18 protein-coding genes are annotated in these 18,962 nt (G+C 63.2%); 11 read left to right on the top strand and 7 right to left on the bottom strand.

Annotation, left to right across the window (positions count from 1 at the left end; genetic code table 11):
* Positions 1-13 precede the first annotated feature (13 nt).
* Entirely contained in the window at positions 14-808 is a 795-nt protein-coding gene (locus MSIL_RS03890) for a YdcF family protein (RefSeq protein WP_012589796.1), read from the top strand.
* Positions 809-822: 14 nt separating this feature from the next.
* Here the strand turns inward: MSIL_RS03890 and MSIL_RS03885 are convergent, their stop codons facing one another.
* A complete protein-coding gene (locus tag MSIL_RS03885) occupies positions 823-1,512 on the bottom strand; it encodes a DUF599 domain-containing protein (protein ID WP_012589795.1) in 690 nt (229 codons plus the stop codon).
* 127 nt (positions 1,513-1,639) lie between these two features.
* Between MSIL_RS03885 and MSIL_RS03880 the strand changes: the two genes are divergently transcribed.
* The 3 genes from MSIL_RS03880 to MSIL_RS03870 all read left to right on the top strand — a co-directional run bounded on the left by MSIL_RS03880 (position 1,640) and on the right by MSIL_RS03870 (position 3,912).
* Entirely contained in the window at positions 1,640-2,293 is a 654-nt protein-coding gene (locus tag MSIL_RS03880; protein ID WP_012589794.1) for a glutathione S-transferase family protein, read from the top strand.
* 48 nt (positions 2,294-2,341) lie between these two features.
* Positions 2,342-3,055, top strand: a complete 714-nt coding sequence (locus MSIL_RS03875) for a vWA domain-containing protein (protein ID WP_012589793.1) — start codon at positions 2,342-2,344, stop codon at positions 3,053-3,055.
* A 125-nt stretch (positions 3,056-3,180) separates the two neighbouring features.
* Entirely contained in the window at positions 3,181-3,912 is a 732-nt protein-coding gene (locus MSIL_RS03870; RefSeq protein WP_012589792.1) for a DnaJ domain-containing protein, read from the top strand.
* Between the two features lie 69 nt (positions 3,913-3,981).
* Here MSIL_RS03870 and MSIL_RS03865 read toward each other — a convergent pair whose 3' ends face one another.
* Positions 3,982-5,826 (bottom strand): D-alanyl-D-alanine carboxypeptidase family protein, encoded by a 1,845-nt coding sequence (locus tag MSIL_RS03865; RefSeq protein WP_012589791.1) that lies wholly within the window; start codon positions 5,824-5,826, stop codon positions 3,982-3,984.
* A 234-nt stretch (positions 5,827-6,060) separates the two neighbouring features.
* Here MSIL_RS03865 and MSIL_RS03860 point away from each other — a divergent pair, with 234 nt between their 5' ends.
* From MSIL_RS03860 to clpA, 3 genes are all read left to right on the top strand, one after another.
* Complete coding sequence (locus MSIL_RS03860) at positions 6,061-6,402, top strand: phasin family protein (protein ID WP_012589790.1); 342 nt, start codon at positions 6,061-6,063, stop codon at positions 6,400-6,402.
* Between the two features lie 746 nt (positions 6,403-7,148).
* On the top strand, positions 7,149-7,496 hold the full coding sequence (gene clpS, locus MSIL_RS03855; protein ID WP_187148699.1) for an ATP-dependent Clp protease adapter ClpS: 348 nt from the start codon (positions 7,149-7,151) through the stop codon (positions 7,494-7,496).
* A gap of 13 nt (positions 7,497-7,509) precedes the next feature.
* Positions 7,510-9,990, top strand: a complete 2,481-nt coding sequence (clpA, locus tag MSIL_RS03850) for an ATP-dependent Clp protease ATP-binding subunit ClpA (RefSeq protein ID WP_012589788.1) — start codon at positions 7,510-7,512, stop codon at positions 9,988-9,990.
* Positions 9,991-10,153: 163 nt separating this feature from the next.
* Here clpA and MSIL_RS03845 read toward each other — a convergent pair whose 3' ends face one another.
* From MSIL_RS03845 to MSIL_RS03835, 3 genes are all read right to left on the bottom strand, one after another.
* On the bottom strand, positions 10,154-10,591 hold the full coding sequence (locus MSIL_RS03845; RefSeq protein ID WP_012589787.1) for an HIT family protein: 438 nt from the start codon (positions 10,589-10,591) through the stop codon (positions 10,154-10,156).
* A gap of 103 nt (positions 10,592-10,694) precedes the next feature.
* The gene (locus tag MSIL_RS03840; protein WP_012589786.1) at positions 10,695-11,936 is read right to left on the bottom strand and encodes a GNAT family N-acetyltransferase; all 1,242 of its coding nucleotides are present in this window, start codon (positions 11,934-11,936) and stop codon (positions 10,695-10,697) included.
* A 72-nt stretch (positions 11,937-12,008) separates the two neighbouring features.
* The gene (locus MSIL_RS03835; protein WP_012589785.1) at positions 12,009-13,271 is read right to left on the bottom strand and encodes a flavin monoamine oxidase family protein; all 1,263 of its coding nucleotides are present in this window, start codon (positions 13,269-13,271) and stop codon (positions 12,009-12,011) included.
* A gap of 126 nt (positions 13,272-13,397) precedes the next feature.
* Between MSIL_RS03835 and MSIL_RS03830 the strand changes: the two genes are divergently transcribed.
* A complete protein-coding gene (locus MSIL_RS03830; protein WP_012589784.1) occupies positions 13,398-14,882 on the top strand; it encodes an amino acid permease in 1,485 nt (494 codons plus the stop codon).
* A gap of 4 nt (positions 14,883-14,886) precedes the next feature.
* Here MSIL_RS03830 and ruvX read toward each other — a convergent pair whose 3' ends face one another.
* Positions 14,887-15,372 carry a Holliday junction resolvase RuvX gene (gene ruvX / locus MSIL_RS03825; RefSeq protein ID WP_012589783.1) on the bottom strand — a complete coding sequence of 162 codons (486 nt, stop codon included), beginning with the start codon at positions 15,370-15,372 and terminating at the stop codon, positions 14,887-14,889.
* 70 nt (positions 15,373-15,442) lie between these two features.
* Between ruvX and MSIL_RS03820 the strand changes: the two genes are divergently transcribed.
* Positions 15,443-16,141, top strand: a complete 699-nt coding sequence (locus MSIL_RS03820; protein WP_012589782.1) for a metal-dependent hydrolase — start codon at positions 15,443-15,445, stop codon at positions 16,139-16,141.
* A 34-nt stretch (positions 16,142-16,175) separates the two neighbouring features.
* On the opposite strand, the gene MSIL_RS03815 is transcribed toward MSIL_RS03820, so the two are convergent.
* Complete coding sequence (locus MSIL_RS03815; RefSeq protein WP_012589781.1) at positions 16,176-16,967, bottom strand: alpha/beta hydrolase; 792 nt, start codon at positions 16,965-16,967, stop codon at positions 16,176-16,178.
* 164 nt (positions 16,968-17,131) lie between these two features.
* Here MSIL_RS03815 and gatC point away from each other — a divergent pair, with 164 nt between their 5' ends.
* Together gatC and gatA are read left to right on the top strand one after the other, a co-directional pair.
* Positions 17,132-17,419 carry an Asp-tRNA(Asn)/Glu-tRNA(Gln) amidotransferase subunit GatC gene (gene gatC / locus MSIL_RS03810; RefSeq protein ID WP_012589780.1) on the top strand — a complete coding sequence of 96 codons (288 nt, stop codon included), beginning with the start codon at positions 17,132-17,134 and terminating at the stop codon, positions 17,417-17,419.
* A 52-nt stretch (positions 17,420-17,471) separates the two neighbouring features.
* Complete coding sequence (gatA, locus tag MSIL_RS03805) at positions 17,472-18,953, top strand: Asp-tRNA(Asn)/Glu-tRNA(Gln) amidotransferase subunit GatA (RefSeq protein WP_012589779.1); 1,482 nt, start codon at positions 17,472-17,474, stop codon at positions 18,951-18,953.
* Positions 18,954-18,962: the final 9 nt, after the last annotated feature.

Raw genomic sequence — 18,962 nt, 5'->3', positions numbered from 1 at the left:
AAAGCCGGGTCTCATGTTCTTTCCAGTCTCCAAGATTTTCTGGCTTGTCGCCGAGCCATTGACCTTCTTGATCCTGCTTGCCCTGATCGGCGTCGTCCTCATGTTCACCCGTTTTTGGCGGGCGGGACGGGCGCTGGCGGCGGCGGGGGCCTTTGCGATGGCGCTCCTGTTCCTGACGCCGGTCGGCGTCGCCTTGCTGCTGCCGATGGAGAACCGCTTTCCGCCGCCGCCGGTCGATCTGCCGGCTCCCACCGGAATTATTGTTCTCGGCGGCGCGCTGAACCAGAGCCGCAGCGTCGCGAGAGGACAGGCGACTTTCGGCGGCGACGGCGAACGGCTGATCGCCGGAATTGAACTCTCCAAACGCTACCCCTCCGCGCGCCTCGTCTTCACCGGGGGCTCCGGCAATCTCGTCGAACAGACGATCGTCGAATCGACCGGCGTCAAAAAATTCTGGCTCGATATGGGAGTTCCTCCCGACCGCATGGAATTTGAATCGCGCTCGCGCAACACTTGGGAGAATGCGCTTTTCACGCGCGACCTGCTGCGGCCGAAGCCCGGCGAAACATGGCTGCTCGTCACCTCGGCCTGGCATATGCCGCGCTCGATGGGGATTTTCCGGCGTCTCGGCTTCGATGTGATCGCCTATCCCGTCGCCTATCGCACTTCCGGCGATTCCTCCGACTGGAGTTTCTTGCGTCCGGCGTTCGAGCGCGTCCCGCTGGTTGTTCTCGCCTTTCGCGAATGGATCGGGCTCCTTGCCTATCGCCTGACCGGCAAGACCGACGCTCTCTTCCCCGCGCCTTGAGGTCGGGTTGGACGCTACACGTCCTCCCGCGTCAGAGAGCGGCGCGCGGCGGAGAAAAACTGCCGGCGCATGACGATGACGAAAATCCCCGTGGTCGTCGCCATCAGCACATAGGGGCTGATGAACCAGCCAATATAGGCGAAGGCGAAATAGAAGCTGCGCAGGCCCTTGGCGAAATGGAGGCCCGCGTCGATGGTCATGAAGCCGGCGCGCTTCTGTGCGACTTCTCTGGCGCGGGCGTCCCGATCTTCGGGGCCCGGCGTTGCGCCAAGCAGGATCGCCGCATAGATGAACAGGCGGTAGGCCCAGGCGAATTTGAAGAAGGAATAGCCGAAAATCAGGGCGAGCCCCAAGACCTTCAGCTCCCAGGTCGCCCGTGTGACAACAAGCCCGAGCGGAAGATCGCCGAACACTTTCAGGACGTCGTCGGCAGCGCGCATCGAGGCGGCCGCGCCGCCGAGCAGAAGCAAGGACGTCGAGGCGAAGAAAGCGGCGCCATTCTGCAGGCTCGACATGATGCTGGCGTCGGCGATGCGCGTATCGCGCGACGCCATCGCCCGCATCCACGCCATGCGATGATGGTTCATCAGCACGGACAGGCTGACCTGATCGCCAAAGCCGCGTTCATTGACGAAACGGTAGAGAATCCAGACGCCGATAAAGAAAGCGACGCCGGCGATGTCTGCTGCGGAAAGGCCGGGCATGGATCCCCCCGAGGAAGTTGGGCCGGTCGCGCGCCTTGTTCCGGCGCCTGTTGTGGGCGAAACAGCCTAGCGCGGTTTCATTATCGGATGTTGAATAGACCGCGCCTCGAGGAGAGTTTCCGCCATCGTGACCTATACGCTGATCATCGCCAACAAGAGCTACTCCTCCTGGTCGTTCCGGCCGTGGATTCTAATGCGCCATTTCGGCGTGGACTTCACGGAAATCACCGTGCCGCTCGGCCAGCCGGACACGCGAGCGCAGATCCTGCGCTTCTCGCCGGCGGGAAAATGCCCCGTGCTGCGCGACGGCGACTTCGTCGTCTGGGATTCGCTCGCGATCATTGAATATGTCGCGGAGGCCTTTCCTGAATTGCCGATCTGGCCGCGCGGCCGGGAGGCGCGGGCGCAGGCGCGCTCGCTTTCAGCCGAGATGCATTCAGGCTTCATGGGCGTAAGGTCGCATCTGCCGATGAATTTTCGCCGCAAGGTCGGCGAGCGGGCGCTGACGGAAGAGGCCAGGGCCGACGTCGCCCGCATCGAAGAAGCCTTTGCTGCGGCGCGCGAGACATTCGGCGCCCACGGCCCGTTTCTGTTTGGCGGATTTTCGGCCGCCGACGCGATGTTCGCGCCGGTCGTCAGCCGTCTGCACAGCTACGCCGTTCCCGTGACGCCGCAGACCCGCGCCTATATGGATGCGGTGATGGCGCTGCCCGCTTGGCGCGATTGGAGAGATGGGGCCTTGGCGGAGCCTTGGGCGATCGAGAAATACGACCGGCTTTGATCGCGCGGCTGCTCGATCAGAACATCCGTCTTGAAATGCGAGGACGCTGTGCAACGGCAAAAGGATGGACGGGATCTCGTTGGAGCCGATCGGAATTCGAAATCCGAGATCGACGCTTTTCTGTCGGAGACGGAAAAGCGTCCGGTGATCGCGACAGGCCGCGGCAGGCTGATCTTTGCCCTCGACGCGACGATGAGCCGGCAGCCCACCTGGGATCTGGCGCAGCATCTGCAAGCGCATATGTTCGAGACGGCCGCCGCCCATGGCGGTCTCGATGTGCAGCTCGTCTTCTATCGCGGCTTCAACGAATGCAAGGCCTCGCGATTCTTGAATGGGGGAAAGGCGCTCGCCGCGGCCATGACCCGCATCACCGTCGCCGCCGGCCATACCCAGATCGGCAAGGTGCTCCGCCATGTTCTCGAAGAAGCGGGCAATGCGCCGGTCCGCGCGCTGGTGTTCATCGGGGATGCGATGGAGGAGCGGGCTGATGATCTCGCCGATCTTGCCGGGCGGCTCGGGCTCATGGGCGTCAAGGCCTTCGTCTTTCAGGAGGGCGCCGACCGCGTCGCCGAGCGGGCGTTCCGGCAGATCGCCTTGCTGACCGGCGGCGCCTATGCCACATTTGACGCTGGCGCAGCGCAGCGTCTGGCGGCGCTCCTCTCGGCCGCTGCGGCCTATGCCGCGGGCGGGCGGCAGGCGCTGGAGCTCGAGGCTGCGGACAAAGGCGCTGCGGCGATGCTGCTCCTCAGTCAAATGAGCTAGCGTCGGAACAATTCGTCCGTGCGCCGGATGTCGCGCCCGAAGGTTGAGATCATGCGTCACCGACGAGAATTTACCGGCCTGGCTGGGTCCACGCCGCGCCAGCCCTTTGGAAATTCAAGGGCGCGATGATCTATCTTATCGTCGCCTTTCTCATGCTTTGGCTTTCGCTGGCCGGGCTTCGCGCCTTCGCCAACGCCAATCCGGCGACGCTCGCAAGGGTGATCAGCCGCGGCGGCGGAATAGCTCTGCTTGTCTTCGCCGCCTTTCTCATGGCGCGCGGCGCCGTCTCCATCGCTCTCGGCTTCGGCGGTCTCGGCCTCTGGCTTTTGAAAGGCGGGCGCGGCCCGTTGCTTTCGCTGTTTGGCTGGCCGTCGGCGGCGAGACGGTCCGGCGCCTCCGCGCGGGTCTCCTGCGTCAGATCGGCGATGATCGAGATGCAGCTTGACCATGAGACGGGAAAGATGCGCGGCGTGATCCTGGCGGGCGAGGATGAGGGAAGGCAGCTAGACTCGCTGACGCGCCCGCAGTGTGAAGTCCTCTACGAGCTTTGCCGTCGAGACGATCCGGAGGGCGCCCGCCTTCTGGAAGCATATCTCGATCGCCGGTTTGCCGGCTGGAGTCACGCAGGACAGGCTCAAGGCGACTCGCGGAGCGGCGAGGCGGGGCGTCGCGCTGGGGCCATGACCCAGGATGAAGCGTATGAAGTCCTGGGGCTTGCTAAAGGCGCGTCGCGTGAGGAAGTTGTTCGGTCGCACCGCTCGCTCATGAAAAAGCTTCATCCAGATCATGGCGGGACGACGGATCTGGCGGCGCGGGTTAATGAAGCGAAAGAAGTCCTGATGCGGCGTCATCCGTAGCATCCAGAGGTTTGCGCCAGCCTTCGCAAGAGCGCGTTGCAATCACGCGCAAAGATTGCCGGAAAACGGTTAGTTTTTCGTTGCGAAGCACGACAATCCGCTCTGCTTCAGCGTCCTGCAGGCGTTTTCGGCGCTTTTTTCTTCGAGCCCCGCGAAGCGCGCCCGGTAAAGAGTTTCCGAGCCCTTCTGCACTTTCTCGGTGAAGGGCTGCGCCGAATTAAGCGTCCTGCCGCAGCTGATCCGCGCCTTGGCGAGCAGCGCATTGGCCTTGGCGATATCGTCGGTTGCGCCGATCTGGATCATCCAGCCGCGCGCCGCCGCGGCGGGACGCTGCTCGGCGTTTTTGCCCTCGACGTCCTTCGTCTTTTCGGCCGGCGCCGCCAGACGGGGCGGCTCGGCGCTCGCAACCGCCCGCCGATCCGCCTTTTCAGCCTTGCCCAGCTTTGCCGGCGCGGGCCCGGCGACCCAGCGCATCGTTGAGGGCGTCGCGGTCGGGGGCGCAAAAAAAGCGGCGTTCATGGTCGAGCCGTCGAGAGAGGCGGTCCTGACCGCGACGCGGCGCGCTGCGCCCGGCTCGGCGTCATTTGCCGTGGCGGGGGTGGGCTGCGTCTTGACGGCGCCGGAGACGAAAGCCGGCCGTGGCTTATCGAGCGGCACGTCGGCGGAAATCGACGCGACGCGGATCGGGTCGATCGCCTGCGGCGGCTGCGGCGTAATGGCCCGCAACGTGATCTTCTGCGTCGGAGCTTGAGCCGCCGGCTGCGTGGCGACATAGGCGAGAGCCGCTTTCGGCGCCGGCGCAATCTCGCGCAGGGGCGCCGCCGCTGCGAGCTGTGGGGCCGCTGCCGGCGCGGCCTGCTGCTGCGCCACGGCGCGCGAGGGCAGATCGGTCGGCGGCGTGTCGCGCTCGACCGGCCGTTGTGGCAGATCGCGCAGCACGGAGGCGGTGCGCACGGTTGCGCCATTGCCGATCTGATCCTCGATCAAATCGGCCATGATGCGGTCGCGGGACGGCGCGCTGACGCCGCCCATCACCACCGCGACGATATAATGGCCGTCGCGCTTGACGGAGGTCAGAAGGTTGAAGCCCGAGGCATTGGTGTAGCCGGTCTTGATCCCGTCCATTCCTTCGACGCGGTCCATCAGGCGATTGTGGTTTCGGATCGCTGCGCCGGCAAAATAGAAGGTCCGGGTCGAGAAATAACGATAATAGCGCGGGAAGCGCTCCTGCACCGCGCGGCCGAGGATGGAGAGATCCCGCGCCGTCGTGATCTGGGCGTCGGCGGGAAGGCCCGAAGCGTTGACGTATTTTGTATTGCGCATGCCAAGTTCGCGCGCCTTGCGGGTCATCAGGTCAGCGAAACGATCTTCGTCGCCGCCGACCGCCTCGGCGATGGCGACCGCAATGTCGTTGGCCGAACGTGTGACGATGGCCTTGATGGCGTCATCGACCGAGATGGTCCGGCCGGGCCGAAGCCCGAGCTTGGTCGGCTTTTGCGCGGCGGCCCGGGCGGAAATCGGGATCTCGCTGTCAAGCCGCAGCCTTCCCTGTTCAAGCTGCTCGAACAAAAGATAGAGCGTCATCACCTTGGTGATGGAAGCCGGATGGCGCGGCTCATCCTCGTTGCGGGCGTAAAGCGCCTCGCCGCTGTTGCCGTCGACGACAATTGCCGCGAAGTTGCGGCTCGGCGCGAAGGGGCGCGCCCGCATGTAGCGGACCGAATGCGCGTGGTGCGCTCTGCCGTAATGGCCGGGGAAATGTTTGCCCGCATGATGGCCATGCGACCTTTGCCGCGCCTCTGCCGGTCCGGCGAAGAAGCTGACAGCCGCGACGCTGACCGCCACGAGCAGGGCGAGGCCGGAAAACGCTTCGGCTTTTTTGCTGCGGCGAACGGTCGCACCTAAGTCAAGCATTGAGCGGCGCCCCTGTCAAAATACGATCAATACGCCGCGCGACGCTAAATCCTCCTCGGTTACCGCCGGGTTAAGGGGTAATTTCAAACGTCAGGAATTTGTTGCACTGCACAATAATACGCTGCAACGCGCTTGACGCTTATTGTGCACTGCGGTATAACCAAATCGTGAGCACGGACGCTCATGAACCGCCGCCTCGGTTGGGCGAGTCGGCAATCGCTCAAGGGGAAGACAATGGCGAATACGATCGAAGATTTCCAGAAGTTTGGCAAAACCCAGTTTGAGACGGCTACGGCTTCCTCGCAGGGCGTTGTGAAGGCGCTTCAGGCGATTGCCCAGGAAACCTCTGAGTTTTCCAAGAAGTCGCTCGAAAACGGTTCGGCTTTTCTTGAGAAGCTTCTCGGCGTGAAGTCTTTCGAGTCGGCAATCCAGCTGCAGTCGGAATTCGCCAAGAGCGCCTATGCCGATTTTGTCGCGGAATCGACCAAGCTCGGCGAGCTTTATTCCGCGCTGGCCAAGGAAGCCTTCAAGCCGGTCGAACTCGCGGTCGCCAAGGTTCAGGCCGCCAAGGAATAATTAATAATCTCAGGCGGTTTCTGGGTTGTTCTGGTTGCCCGGGCTTTGGGGTCCGGTTCGACCGGCGGGCTGAAAAGCTCCGCGCTAGTTTCGGATGTCACTCTCTGGAACTCGGGGCTGACCCCGGAGCGTTTTTCGATCGATTGGATTTATTCGGCCGATCTGAAATCGCTCCAGTCTCAGGGAGCTGGATCCTGTCCTTATCCACCCGATGCTCAATCTGACCGGATAGGGCGCGGATGCGGGGTAGATGACATGCGAGCCTTGCGTGAGTTTCGCGCTGATATCGCCTCCTTTGTGAGCCCGGCTATACGCCGGGCTTTTTTATTGTCGGGCTTCAGGTCGACTGTCTCCTTTCAGCCCCGCCTCGCGGACCCTCGCCGCAGCCGCAGCCGCCGCGGCGCAATTTTTGCTAATTCCCTTCGGGCGTGGGCAGGTCGAACCCGAATTTCATCTGTGCGTTGGCGTAAATGGCGAGAATGCCGCGACCAATTCGCTCTTGCCGGAACTGACTGCGCATTGTTCACTGGAGCTTCGTGGTCGGCGTACCTAAATGACATATGCAATGAGGGCGGGGAGAGTTTGTGACGCGCGCAACTGGTCATCGGTCGGTTCTATTCGGGATGCAAGCGCCGGTGCGGGGGGGCGTCGTTGGCGTCTGCGACGATGCTCGACCGGACCCCGTTCGACCGCAGCAACGCGCGGACCATGACCAAGCGGACCCAATTCGCGCGCGCTTTGCGCCCTTGGCCGCAGGGAAGGACGACAAGGAAAAAAAGGGGGGAGACGGCGGCGCCGGCCAGGGAACCGCCGTTATTACGCGCACCAAGACGCAGACCCGCCGGCCGAGCATGTACCGGGTTCTGCTTTTGAATGACGACTATACGCCCATGGAGTTCGTCGTCGCCGTCTTGAAGAAATATTTCAACAAGGGGCCGGAAGAAGCCACCCGCATCATGCTTCATGTCCACCAGCATGGGGTCGGAGAATGCGGCGTCTTCACCTACGAAGTCGCCGAGACCAAAGTGACGCAGGTCATGGATTACGCGCGCAAGCACCAGCACCCCCTGCAGTGCATCATGGAAAAGAAATGAGAGGTTGGAGCCAATGCCGTCCTTCTCCCGCAATCTCGAACAGTCGCTCCACCGCGCGCTCGCTGTAGCCAACGAGCGCCACCATGAATATGCGACGCTCGAGCATCTGCTGTTGAGCCTGACCGACGACACCGATGCGTCGTCGGTGCTCCGGGCCTGTTCGGTCGATCTCGATCAGCTGAAGAAGAACCTGCGCGACTATATCGAGCAGGAGCTCGACAACCTCGTCGGCGACGGCCGCGAGGACGCCAAGCCGACGGCCGGATTTCAGCGCGTCATCCAGCGCGCCGTGATCCATGTGCAATCGTCGGGGCGCGAGGAAGTCACCGGCGCCAATGTCCTCGTCGCGATTTTCGCCGAGCGGGAGAGCCACGCGGCCTATTTCCTGCAAGAGCAGGACATGACCCGCTATGATGCGGTGAATTACATCAGCCACGGCATCGCCAAGCGTCCCGGTCTGTCCGATCCCTCCAAGACGCCGCGCGGCGCGGAGGAAGATCCCGAGTCGCGCGAGGCCAAGGAGGGCAAGGACACGGGCGAGTCAAAGAAGAAGGAAGGCGCGCTCGACGCTTATTGCGTCAACCTCAACAAGAAAGCGCGCGACGGACGCATCGATCCGCTGATCGGCCGCGAGGCCGAGGTGCAGCGCACGATCCAGGTCCTGTGCCGTCGCCACAAGAACAATCCGTTGCTTGTCGGCGATCCCGGCGTCGGCAAGACGGCCATCGCCGAAGGTCTGGCGCGCAAGATTGTCAAGAGCGAGGTTCCAGAAGTTCTGGCCGAGGCGACCGTCTTCGCCCTCGACATGGGAACGCTCCTGGCCGGTACGCGCTACAGAGGTGATTTCGAAGAGCGCTTGAAGCAGGTGATGAAGGAAATCGAGAACCACAAGAACGCGATTTTGTTCATCGACGAGATTCACACCGTGATCGGCGCCGGGGCGACCTCCGGCGGCGCCATGGACGCCTCGAATCTGTTAAAGCCGGCGCTGGCCCAGGGCACGCTGCGCTGCATCGGCTCGACCACCTACAAGGAGTACCGCCAGTACTTCGAAAAGGACCGCGCCCTGGTGCGGCGGTTCCAGAAGATCGACGTCAATGAGCCGTCCGTTCCCGACGCCATCGAGATCATGAAAGGCCTCAAGCCTTACTTCGAGGAATTCCATAAGATCCGCTACACCAATGAGGCGATCAAGGCCGCGGTCGAGCTTTCGGCGCGCTATATCCATGATCGCAAATTGCCGGATAAGGCGATCGACGTGATCGACGAGACCGGGGCCAGCCAGATGCTGCTGCCGGAGAACAAGCGCAAGAAGACGATCGGGATCAAGGAGGTCGAGGCGACCATCGCGACGATGGCGCGGATTCCGCCCAAAACCGTGTCGAAGGACGACGCCGAGGTGCTTGAGCATCTGACTCAAACGCTGGAGCGGGTGGTTTACGGCCAGAACGCGGCGATCAGCGCCTTGACCTCCGCCATCAAACTGGCCCGCGCCGGGCTGCGCGACGGCGAGAAGCCGATTGGCAGCTATCTCTTCTCGGGACCAACCGGCGTCGGCAAGACCGAAGTCGCGCGCCAGCTTGCCGTCGCTCTCGGCGTCGAGCTCGTCCGCTTCGACATGTCGGAATATATGGAGCGCCACACCGTGTCCCGGCTGATCGGCGCGCCTCCCGGCTATGTCGGCTTCGACCAGGGCGGCTTGCTCACCGATTCGATCGACCAGCATCCGCATTGCGTGCTGCTTCTCGATGAAATCGAAAAGGCGCATCCAGACCTCTACAACATCCTGTTGCAGGTCATGGATCACGGCAAGCTGACCGACCACAGCGGCAAGCAGGTTGATTTCCGCAACGTCATCTTGATCATGACGACGAATGCGGGCGCGTCCGACATGCAGCGCGAATCTTTCGGCTTTACTGCGGGCAAGCGCAAGGGAGAGGATGTCGAGGCGATCAACCGCATGTTCGCGCCGGAATTCCGCAACCGGCTCGATGCGGTCGTCACCTTCGGCCATCTGCCGCATGAAGTCATCGTCAAGGTCGTCGACAAGTTCATCATGCAGCTTGAGGCGCAGCTGGCCGACCGCAATGTCACGATCGAGCTTGCCGACGACGCGCGCGCCTGGCTGGTCGAGCATGGCTATGACGAGCGGATGGGCGCAAGGCCGATGGCGCGGGTGATCCAGCAGACCATCAAGACGCCGCTCGCCGATGAGGTGCTGTTCGGGCGCCTCAAGAACGGCGGCACGGTGCGGGTCGTGGTCACCGAGGAAGATGGCGAGAAGAAGCTGGGATTCGTGTTTCCCGAAGGTCCCGTGTTGCCGCGCCCCGAGCGCGACATCGTCGAGGCCGGCAAGAAACGCGTCAGGTCGGAGCCTGAGGTGCGCCGCGCCAAATCCCGCAAGCTGAAGGGCGCCGAAGGGGACGACGACGAAGACGCCGGCGACGATGACGAAGCCGAACCCTTCGCCGATGAATCGGAGACGAAGCACTGAGGCGGGTTTCGCGATCCGCCCTGTGGATCTGAAAAATGGAAAGCGATTCCGGATTGAAGCGCTTTCCGCCTGCTGAGGTCTGAAGAAAAAAAGCCGCGCCGCCGTCGCGGCTTTTTTATTGAACCATCGCAGCCGTTGGGGCGGCCCAAGCAGGGCCGAGGCTCTATTTCGCCTCCGCCAGCGCCGCGACGATCTTGTCGCGGATCGGAACGAGCGTCTCCGGCTTGGCCATTTCGCCGCTATGCTTGCGCAATTCCACATGGCTCCAGCGCGGTACGATATGAACGTGGAGATGGAACACGGTCTGGCCGCCCGCCGGTTCATTATATTGCAGGATCGTCAGCCCCTCGGCGCCGAGGGCCGCCTTCACCGCGCGGGCGATTTTTTGCACCCGCGGCGCGAGGGCTGAGAGCGCTGCGGGATCGGCGTCGAGCAGGTTTCGGGAAGGGGTTTTGGGCACGACGAGCACATGGCCGTCCGCCTGGGGCATGACATCCATGAAGGCGAGAACGTGATCGTCCTCAAAGACCTTCAGGCAAGGAATCTCGCCGCGCAGGATTTTCGCGAAAATATTGCTGTCGTCATAGGGCGGCGACTCCATCGGTTGAGCTCCGTTTCAAAGTTTCCATACGGCCTTCGCGAGGACCAGCGATAGAGCGCCGGCGCGCGCCGTCAAGCGTTTCGCCGGCTCGCATCCGGACCGGTCAAAAACTCTCCGCCTCGTCGGTTCTCTTGAACGGCGTTAAGCCGGAATATTCTTCGAGCGCCAGATCGGAGTGGATCCGCTCGCGGCGCAGATATTCGCCAATCGCCTGCGCGAAGCGGGGATCGGCGATTTCATGCGCCGAATAGGTTGGGACCGGGCCATAGCCTCGCGCGAGCTTATGCTCGCCCTGTGCGCCGGCTTCGACGCGGGCGAGGCCGCGCTCGATCGCAAATTCGATCGCCTGATAATAGCAGACCTCGAAATGGAGAAAGGGCCGCTCCTCGATCGCCCCCCAATTGCGGCCATAGAGCGCGTCATCGCCAATAAAATTGATCGCGCCCGCGATATAGCGTCCGGCCCGCTTCGCCATCACGAGAAGGATGCGGTCGGCCATCGTCGCGCCGACCATGGAGAAGAAGGCGCGCGTCAGATAGGGCGCCCCCCATTTGCGCGCGCCGGTGTCGGTATAAAAATCAAAGAAGGCGTCCCAATGCGCTTCCGAAATCGAGGAGCCGGTCAGACGCTCGATTTCGACGCCGCCCAGAAGCGAGTCGCGGCGCTCGCGTCGGATCATCTTGCGTTTGCGCGAGGCGAGATCGTCGAGAAAAGCGGCGAAATCCACATAGCCCTTGTTGATGAAATGAAACTGCTGGCCCGTGCGCAGGAGAAATCCCGCCGCGCCGAGCTCCGTCCATTCGTCTTTGGTCGGGAAGGTGATGTGAATCGAGGAGGCCTGCGCCTTGGCGCGCCAGGCGCGCAGTCCCGCGATCAACATTTGCCGGGCGGCCGCGCCATGACCGGGGGCCGTCAAGAGCCGCGAGCCCGTGGCCGGGGTAAAGGGCACGGCGACCTGGATCTTCGGATAATAGTCGAGGCCGGCGCGGCGATAGGCGTCGGCCCAGCCGAAGTCGAATACATATTCGCCCATCGAATGGGATTTTACATAGGTCGGCGCCGCCGCAGCGAGGCGCCCGCGTCTATCCTTGACGAGCACATGGGCGCTGCCCCATCCGGCGGCCGCCCCGACCGATCTTGAGGCCTCCAGCGCCTTCAGAAAAGCATGCGTCAGGAAGGGGCTAAATCGTTCGCGCGTGCGGCCGTCCTCCACGGTCGCGACATGGCCGAGGTCGAGATCCGTCGCCGTCGCGCCGCTCTGCTGCGGATTGGCGCAGGCGTCCCATTCCGCCGCGTCGATCGTCGCCATGGAGGTCGCGATTTCGATTTTATAAGGCTCTGGCATCGGCGGACGGTCTTCCTTCAGCTCGGACTTCGCAGCCGCGTCACAAAGGAGACACTGGAGCCGCATGCAAGGTCAAGGCGCACGCCTCTTGGCGAGGAGACCGCGGCGGGTTTCGATGATCGCTTCAGCGGCCTCTAGCCCCGTAAAATAGGCGCCATGCGCGGTCGAGAAACTGTGCGTCGAGCAGGCTTCGCCGGCAAAGAAAAGCCGTCCGTCGACGGGCGCGGCGAGCCTTTGGCGCGCATCGGAATGGCCGGGCGAGGCGTAGGAATAAGAGCCGCGCGAAAAAGGATCGCTCGCCCAGGCGGTTTCACTCAAATGGCCGAGCCTCGCCACGGTCTGCGCGCCAAAAAGGCGCGACAACTCGCCGCGCGCAAAGTCGAGAAAGGCGCGATTGCCGGCGCCCTCGAGCTCGCGGGCTAGGCCGCCGCCGAAATAGCCCTCGATCACAGGCTGGCCGAAGGGACGCAGCTGGTAGTTGCCCGTCTGCGTCCGGGTTGGATCGCCGAAAAAATGCCCCGCCGCGGGCAGGTCGGCCGTCCCGATCGTCATGACGAGCTTGTTGGCGACGCCAAGCGGCAGGCCCGCCGCCGCCTCTGTTTTTTCCGGCAGGGCAGGGCGAAAGACGATGGCCTCCGACGCGATGAGCGACGCCGGCACGGTGATGAGCGCGGCCTTTGTGGTGAGTCGGCCCTGTGTCGTCTCGATCAGGATGCTCGGCCCGCTATGGTCGATCAGCGTGACGGCGCAGCTGAGCCTTATGGGCAGCGCGTCCCCGAACGCCTTGATCGTTGCGCCATATCCCTCGACAATTCGCCAATTGACGCCGCTGTCGGCATAGCGCCCCCAGTCGGCGACGGAAACATGTTCCAGCTCCGCGCCATTGATATAGGTGCTGATCGCGTCGATCATCGAATTGAAGCGGCCGGCCGGCTCAAGCAGCCTGTCTGCGGAAAAATCGCCGCGGCTCGTGTCGGCCGCCTCAAGGCGGGCGAAAAATGCGTTCGACGCCGCGGCAGCGGCGGCGCGATCTGCGCCGGAAAAGGCGGCGTCGAAACTTTGGCGTCCCCAATCGGGTTCGGTTTCGTCGACGGTGAAGCCGAGGCCGCCGGCGATTTTTGTCCAGGGATTGCGATCGGCTGAATGCAGCCAGGCGCAACCGAGGTCGAGCGCGAAACCCTGTTCGATTTGCGTGTGCGCGCGGCCGCCGATGCGCGCGCGCGCCTCAAGGATGGTAAAGGACAGGCCGTCGCGCTGAAGACGCTTGCCGGCAGACAATCCGGCCGCGCCGGCGCCGATGATCACGGCGTCGAAATCGGCGGGCGTTTGAGCCATTGACGGATCCTTTCTGGCGGCGCGTTTCACTCCGAACGGCCGCGATATTGCAGAGGACTAAAATATGGGCGCCGCAAGGCGAAACTGCTTCGGCGTTTGCCGCGATCTTCGGAAAAGAGGAACCAAGTGACCAGCATCTGGAGCACGAAATCGATAGCGAGCCTGAAGGCCGAGGCGCATGAGGCCGAATTCGGATCGGAGACGCCCAATCTGCGCCGCACCCTGTCTCTCGCCAGCCTCATATCGCTCGGCATCGGCTGCATCATCGGCGCCGGCATTTTCGTTCTGACCGGCCACGCCGCCGCCGCTTATGCTGGGCCGGCGATCAGCCTCTCCTTCGTGCTCGCTGGCCTCGTTTGCGCGCTTGCCGGACTTTGCTACGCCGAAATGGCTTCGACCGTTCCCGTCGCAGGCAGCGCCTATACTTATGCCTATGCGACGCTTGGCGAATTCATCGCCTGGATCATCGGCTGGGACCTTCTGCTCGAATACGCCTTTGGCGCTACGACGGTCGCCATCGGCTGGTCCGGCTATGTCGTCAGTTTCCTGCGCGATTTTCATATCGGAATTCCCGCTGCTCTCGCCGGGGCGCCTTTCGCCTTCGATCCGGCGAGCGGCGCCTGGACTCACACCGGCGCCTTGGTCAACGCCCCGGCGGTGGCGATCGTGCTGGCGCTGACCGCGCTGCTCGTCGTCGGCGTCAATGAATCGGCGAAAGTGAATAACATCATCGTCGCGATCAAGCTGGCGATTATCGTGGTCTTCATCCTTGCGGGCCTGTCTTCGGTCTCCACCGCAAATTGGGTGACGAGCGCCAATCCCGACGGCGCTTTCATCCCGCCGAACGCCGGCCCCGGGGAATATGGCTGGAGCGGCATATTGCGCGGCGCGGCTGTTGTGTTTTTCGCTTATATCGGCTTCGACGCGGTCTCGACGGCGGCGCAGGAGGCGAAAAATCCGCAACGCGACATGCCGCTCGGCATCCTCGGATCGCTCGTCATCTGCACCGTGCTCTACGTGCTGGTCAGCATCGTGATCACCGGCATCGTTCCGTTCGACCGCCTCAGCGTTCCAGATCCGATCGCCCTTGGCGTCGATGTGATCGGGCTCCGCTGGCTCTCGACGGTCGTGAAACTCGGCGCGATCCTCGGCCTCAGCTCCGTCGTGCTTGTGCTTCTGCTCGGCCAGACGCGCGTTCTTTATTCCATCGCGCGCGACGGGCTGCTGCCGCCGATCGCGGCCAAGGTGCATCCGCGTTTTCGCACGCCCTATCTGACGACGATCGGCACGGGCCTGATCGTCGCGGTCATGGCCGGCGTGCTGCCGATCGGCCTCGTCGGCGAGCTTGTCAGCATCGGCACTTTGTTCGCCTTTGCGATTGTGTGCGCCGGCGTGCTTTTCCTGCGTTACACGCATCCGCAGATTCACCGGCCGTTTCGGGCGCCGCTGATCGCGATCGTGGCGCCGCTTGGCGCGGCCGCCGCGGTGGTTCTGATGCTCGGCCTTCCGCGCGATACGTGGATTCGCTTCGCGATCTGGCTCGCGATCGGACTCATCCTTTATTTCACTTATGGACGCCGGCACAGCCGGCTTGCGCGCGCCGCCGAGTGATCGATTATACGGCGTCAGCCTCGATGCGGCGCAAACGGTCGAGTACGCCCTGGAGAATATAAGCGGCCGCCATCTTGTCGACGACCTCGGCGCGCTTCAGGCGCGAGACGTCCTGATCGATCAGCGAGCGTGTAACGGCCGCCGTCGACAGGCGCTCGTCCCAATAGACAAAGGGCTTTGACACGAGCGCGCTGAGACTGCGCACGAAGGCGCGCGTCGCCTGCACGCGCGGACCCTGCGATCCGTCCATGTTGAGCGGCAGGCCGATGATCAGGGCGCCGGCGTCGAATTTTTCGGCCAATTCGATCAGCCTTACGGCGTCCTTGCTGAATTTGATCCGCTGAATCGTCTCAAGCGGGGTGGCGATGCGGCGCTCCACATCCGACAGCGCGAGCCCGATCGTTTTCGTGCCGAGATCGATCCCGATCAGACGCTGCCGCGGCCCGACGCGCGCCGGCAGATCGGCGACTTCAAGAATTTCAGCAGCCATCGGCCTTGTCCCGCATTCCCTTCAGGCGCTCAACATTGCTACAAACCCGGCGCTATCGATGGAGGTTTGCATGAAACTGGTGTGGCTAGGACATTCGGCGTTCCGCGTCGAGCTCGACGGCGCGGTCATACTGATCGACCCGTTTCTCAGCGGCAATCCGAAATTCAACGGCAGCGTCGCAGAGGCTTCCGCCGGGGCGACCCATATCGTTCTGACCCATGGCCATGACGATCACATCGGCGACGCCCCGGACATCGCGAAGGCGACCGGAGCGCAGATCGTCGCCAACTTCGAAGTCTGCATGTTTCTCAATGGCAAGGGCGCCGAAAACATCAATCCCGGCAACACCGGCGGCTCGATCGATTGCGGCGCCTTCGTGGTGAGCCTGACGCAGGCGCTTCATTCGTCGGGGACGACGGAGAACGGACAGTCGATCTATCTTGGCAATCCGAATGGCGTCGTCATCACGCCGAAGCAAGGTCCGACGCTCTATCATATGGGCGACACCGAGATCTTTTCGGACATGGCGTTGATCGCCGAAATCTACAATCCGCAAATCGGCATCGTTCCGATCGGCGACCGCTTCACCATGGGGGCGAAGACCGCGGCGCTCGCGGTCCGGCGCTACTTCAAGTTCGACGCCGTCGTTCCGTGCCACTACGGCACCTTCGGCCTGCTTGACCAAAGCCCGGACGCTTTCATCGCCGCGCTGGGCGGCTCCGGCGTCAAGGTCGATGCGCCGGCGATCGGCGGCCATATGATCTATTGAGGCGTTTTCGAAAACGCCGCAGGCTTTCGGCGCTCTATCGTTCGAGGCGGCGGCGCAACCAGGCCAGAATTTTGCCGGCGGCGACGTCGCGCCAGACATTGTCTATCATCAGGGCGTGCGGCGCGCCTTCGAGCAATTCAAGCTCGGCTTTCCAGAAGTCGGCGGTTTCCTGAAACGCCGTGCGGGGCAGGAAGACGTCGGCGTCGCCGCCAACGACATAGATCGGCGGCGATTCCTCGTTGGGGCGCGGCATGGCCGGCGGCGCGAAGAGATCGGCGCTGGCGAGCGGCGATTCACGCTGAAGCAGCTTCATGATCTCCTTGGCGTCGACGCCCGATCGCCTTGAGACGAGGGCCCGGCTGATCACCGCGGGCGAGGCCATGTCGGGTCCAAGACTCTGCAGCATGGCGAGCTGGAACAGCACGTCCGGCGCGAACATCGTCATGTGCAGGGCGGATGAGCGAAGGCCCGAGGGCGGCGCCGAAGAGAGCGCCACCAGCGCCTTCGCCCTACCACCATTTGCGACATAATGCTGCGCGGCAAGTCCGCCCATCGAATGGCCGATGATGATCGGCTCGCCGCCAATAGTTCCCGCTGCGGCGCCGACGTCGCTGACGTAGTCGTTGAAGGTCGCCTGCGCGAGATCGCCGTCGCTGCCGCCGTGGCCGCGGAGGGAAACGGCATAGGAGGGATACCCCTGCGCCGCGAAATAGCCCATGAAATATTCGGCCCAGATTCCCGCGGCGCAATAGGCGCCATGCACGAAAAGGATCGGGGGGCGTCCGGCGGGGACCTCCGGCAGGCGGCTTAAAATCTCTTGTTTCAAAAGAACTTTCCCAGTTTATTGCGGCCGCATCATAGCCGCGCATTGTGACGGCGGCAAAGCCTTGTCCGCGTCGCCCGGCAGCCAAGGCGCCCGCGCCATTTGATCGGCGCCGTTCGGCGGTGCTATAGGCTGCCTCTTCTTTAAATATAGGTCAGGAAGATCATATGTCCGTCGATCAGGCGACAGTGCGACGTATCGCCCATCTTGCGCGGATCAAGGTCAGCGACGAAGACGTGCCGCATCTGCAGGATGAGCTGAATGCCATTTTGCGCTTCGTCGAAGAACTGGCGGCCGTCGATGTCGAGGGCGTTGAGGCCATGACGTCGGTCATGCCGATGCCGATGAAGAAACGGCAGGACATCGTCACCGAGGGCGAAATCCCCGACGTCATTCTAGCCAATGCGCCGGAGCGCGAGGACCATTTCTTCAAGGTGCCGAAGGTCGTCGAATAGGCGCTGAGTCCATATCAACCCTCAATTTTGACAAGTCAGAACGGACGCGATTTTGACCACGCTCACCGACCTTACCCTCGCCGAAGCGCGCGACGCTCTCTTGAATAAAGATTTTTCGGCCGTCGAGCTTGTGAAGGCGCAACTTGCCGAGATCGAACAGGCGCGCGCGCTCAACGCTTTCATTAAAGAGACGCCGGAAAAAGCGCTGGCGATGGCGGAAGCCTCCGACGCGCGCATCGCGCGGGGCGAGGCGGGACCGCTCGAAGGCGTGCCGCTCGGCATCAAGGATCTTTATTGCACCGAGGGCGTCGAGACGACCGCGGCCAGCCATATTCTCGAAGGATTCAAGCCGGCCTATGAATCGACGGTCAGCGCCAATCTGTGGCGCGACGGCGCGGTGATGCTCGGCAAACTCAACCTCGATGAATTCGCGATGGGATCGTCGAATGAGACATCCTATTTCGGTCCTGTCGTCTCGCCCTGGCGGCGGAAGGGCTCCGACGCCAGGATTGTGCCGGGCGGCTCGTCCGGCGGTTCGGCCGCAGCGGTTGCGGCGCGGCTCTGCTTTGGCGCCACGGCGACGGACACGGGCGGCTCGATCCGTCAGCCCGCCGCCTTTACCGGCACGGTTGGGATCAAGCCGACCTATGGGCGCTGCTCGCGCTGGGGCATCGTCGCCTTCGCGTCGTCGCTTGATCAGGCTGGCCCCATCGCCCGCACCGTGCGCGACGCGGCGATCCTGATGCGCTCGATGGCCGGACATGATCCGAAGGATACGACGTCTGTTGACGCGCCGGTGCCGGACTACGAGGCGACGCTCTCGCGCGGCGTCAAAGGCATGAAGATCGGCATTCCGAAAGAATATCGGATCGAGGGCGTTCCGGCCGAGATCGACGCGCTGTGGGGGCAGGGCGTCGAATGGCTGAAGGACGCCGGCGCGACGATCGTCGATATTTCTCTGCCGCATACGCGCTACGCCTTGCCTGCCTATTACATCGTCGCGCCGGCCGAAGCCTCGTCCAATCTCGCGCGTTATGACGGCGTGCGTTACGGGCTGCGCGTACCCGGCAAGGATATCGTCGGCATGTATGAGGCGACCCGGGCGGCGGGCTTCGGCAAGGAAGTGAGGCGCCGCATCATGATCGGCGCCTATGTGCTTTCCGCCGGCTATTACGACGCTTATTATGTTCGGGCGCAAAAAATCCGCACGCTGATCAAGCAGGATTTCGATCGCGCTTATGCCGATGGCGTCGACGCAATTTTGACGCCGGCGACGCCGTCCGCCGCCTTTGGTTTTGGCGAAAAAGGATCGGGCGATCCGGTCGAAATGTATTTGAACGACGTGTTTACCGTGACGGTGAATATGGCCGGCCTTCCGGGCCTCGCCGTGCCCGCTGGAGTGTCGGCTGAGGGCCTGCCGCTGGGGCTGCAGTTGATCGGGCGCCCGTTCGACGAGGAGACCCTGTTCGCGCTCGCCAGCGTCATTGAGAAGGCGGCGCCGAAGATCGCGCCGCCGCCGAAATGGTGGGCGTGACTACGAGCC

It is taken from the genome of Methylocella silvestris BL2 (genome assembly GCF_000021745.1).
GTDB lineage: Bacteria > Pseudomonadota > Alphaproteobacteria > Rhizobiales > Beijerinckiaceae > Methylocapsa > Methylocapsa silvestris.
The sequence above is the reverse complement of the archived record's forward strand: the minus strand, read 5'-3'. Positions and strand labels throughout refer to the sequence as shown.

Excerpts from the sequence above, each read along its gene's own strand:
- gatC (WP_012589780.1), top strand. The coding sequence starts at position 17,132 with ATGTCCGTCGATCAGGCGACAGTGCGACGTATCGCCCATCTTGCGCGG.
- MSIL_RS03860 (WP_012589790.1), top strand. The coding sequence starts at position 6,061 with ATGGCGAATACGATCGAAGATTTCCAGAAGTTTGGCAAAACCCAGTTT.
- MSIL_RS03890 (WP_012589796.1), top strand. The coding sequence starts at position 14 with ATGTTCTTTCCAGTCTCCAAGATTTTCTGGCTTGTCGCCGAGCCATTG.
- clpA (WP_012589788.1), top strand. The coding sequence starts at position 7,510 with ATGCCGTCCTTCTCCCGCAATCTCGAACAGTCGCTCCACCGCGCGCTC.
- MSIL_RS03845 (WP_012589787.1), bottom strand. The coding sequence starts at position 10,591 with ATGGAGTCGCCGCCCTATGACGACAGCAATATTTTCGCGAAAATCCTG.
- MSIL_RS03835 (WP_012589785.1), bottom strand. The coding sequence starts at position 13,271 with ATGGCTCAAACGCCCGCCGATTTCGACGCCGTGATCATCGGCGCCGGC.
- MSIL_RS03820 (WP_012589782.1), top strand. The coding sequence starts at position 15,443 with ATGAAACTGGTGTGGCTAGGACATTCGGCGTTCCGCGTCGAGCTCGAC.
- MSIL_RS03885 (WP_012589795.1), bottom strand. The coding sequence starts at position 1,512 with ATGCCCGGCCTTTCCGCAGCAGACATCGCCGGCGTCGCTTTCTTTATC.
- MSIL_RS03865 (WP_012589791.1), bottom strand. The coding sequence starts at position 5,826 with ATGCTTGACTTAGGTGCGACCGTTCGCCGCAGCAAAAAAGCCGAAGCG.
- MSIL_RS03870 (WP_012589792.1), top strand. The coding sequence starts at position 3,181 with ATGATCTATCTTATCGTCGCCTTTCTCATGCTTTGGCTTTCGCTGGCC.
- MSIL_RS03840 (WP_012589786.1), bottom strand. The coding sequence starts at position 11,936 with ATGCCAGAGCCTTATAAAATCGAAATCGCGACCTCCATGGCGACGATC.
- ruvX (WP_012589783.1), bottom strand. The coding sequence starts at position 15,372 with ATGGCTGCTGAAATTCTTGAAGTCGCCGATCTGCCGGCGCGCGTCGGG.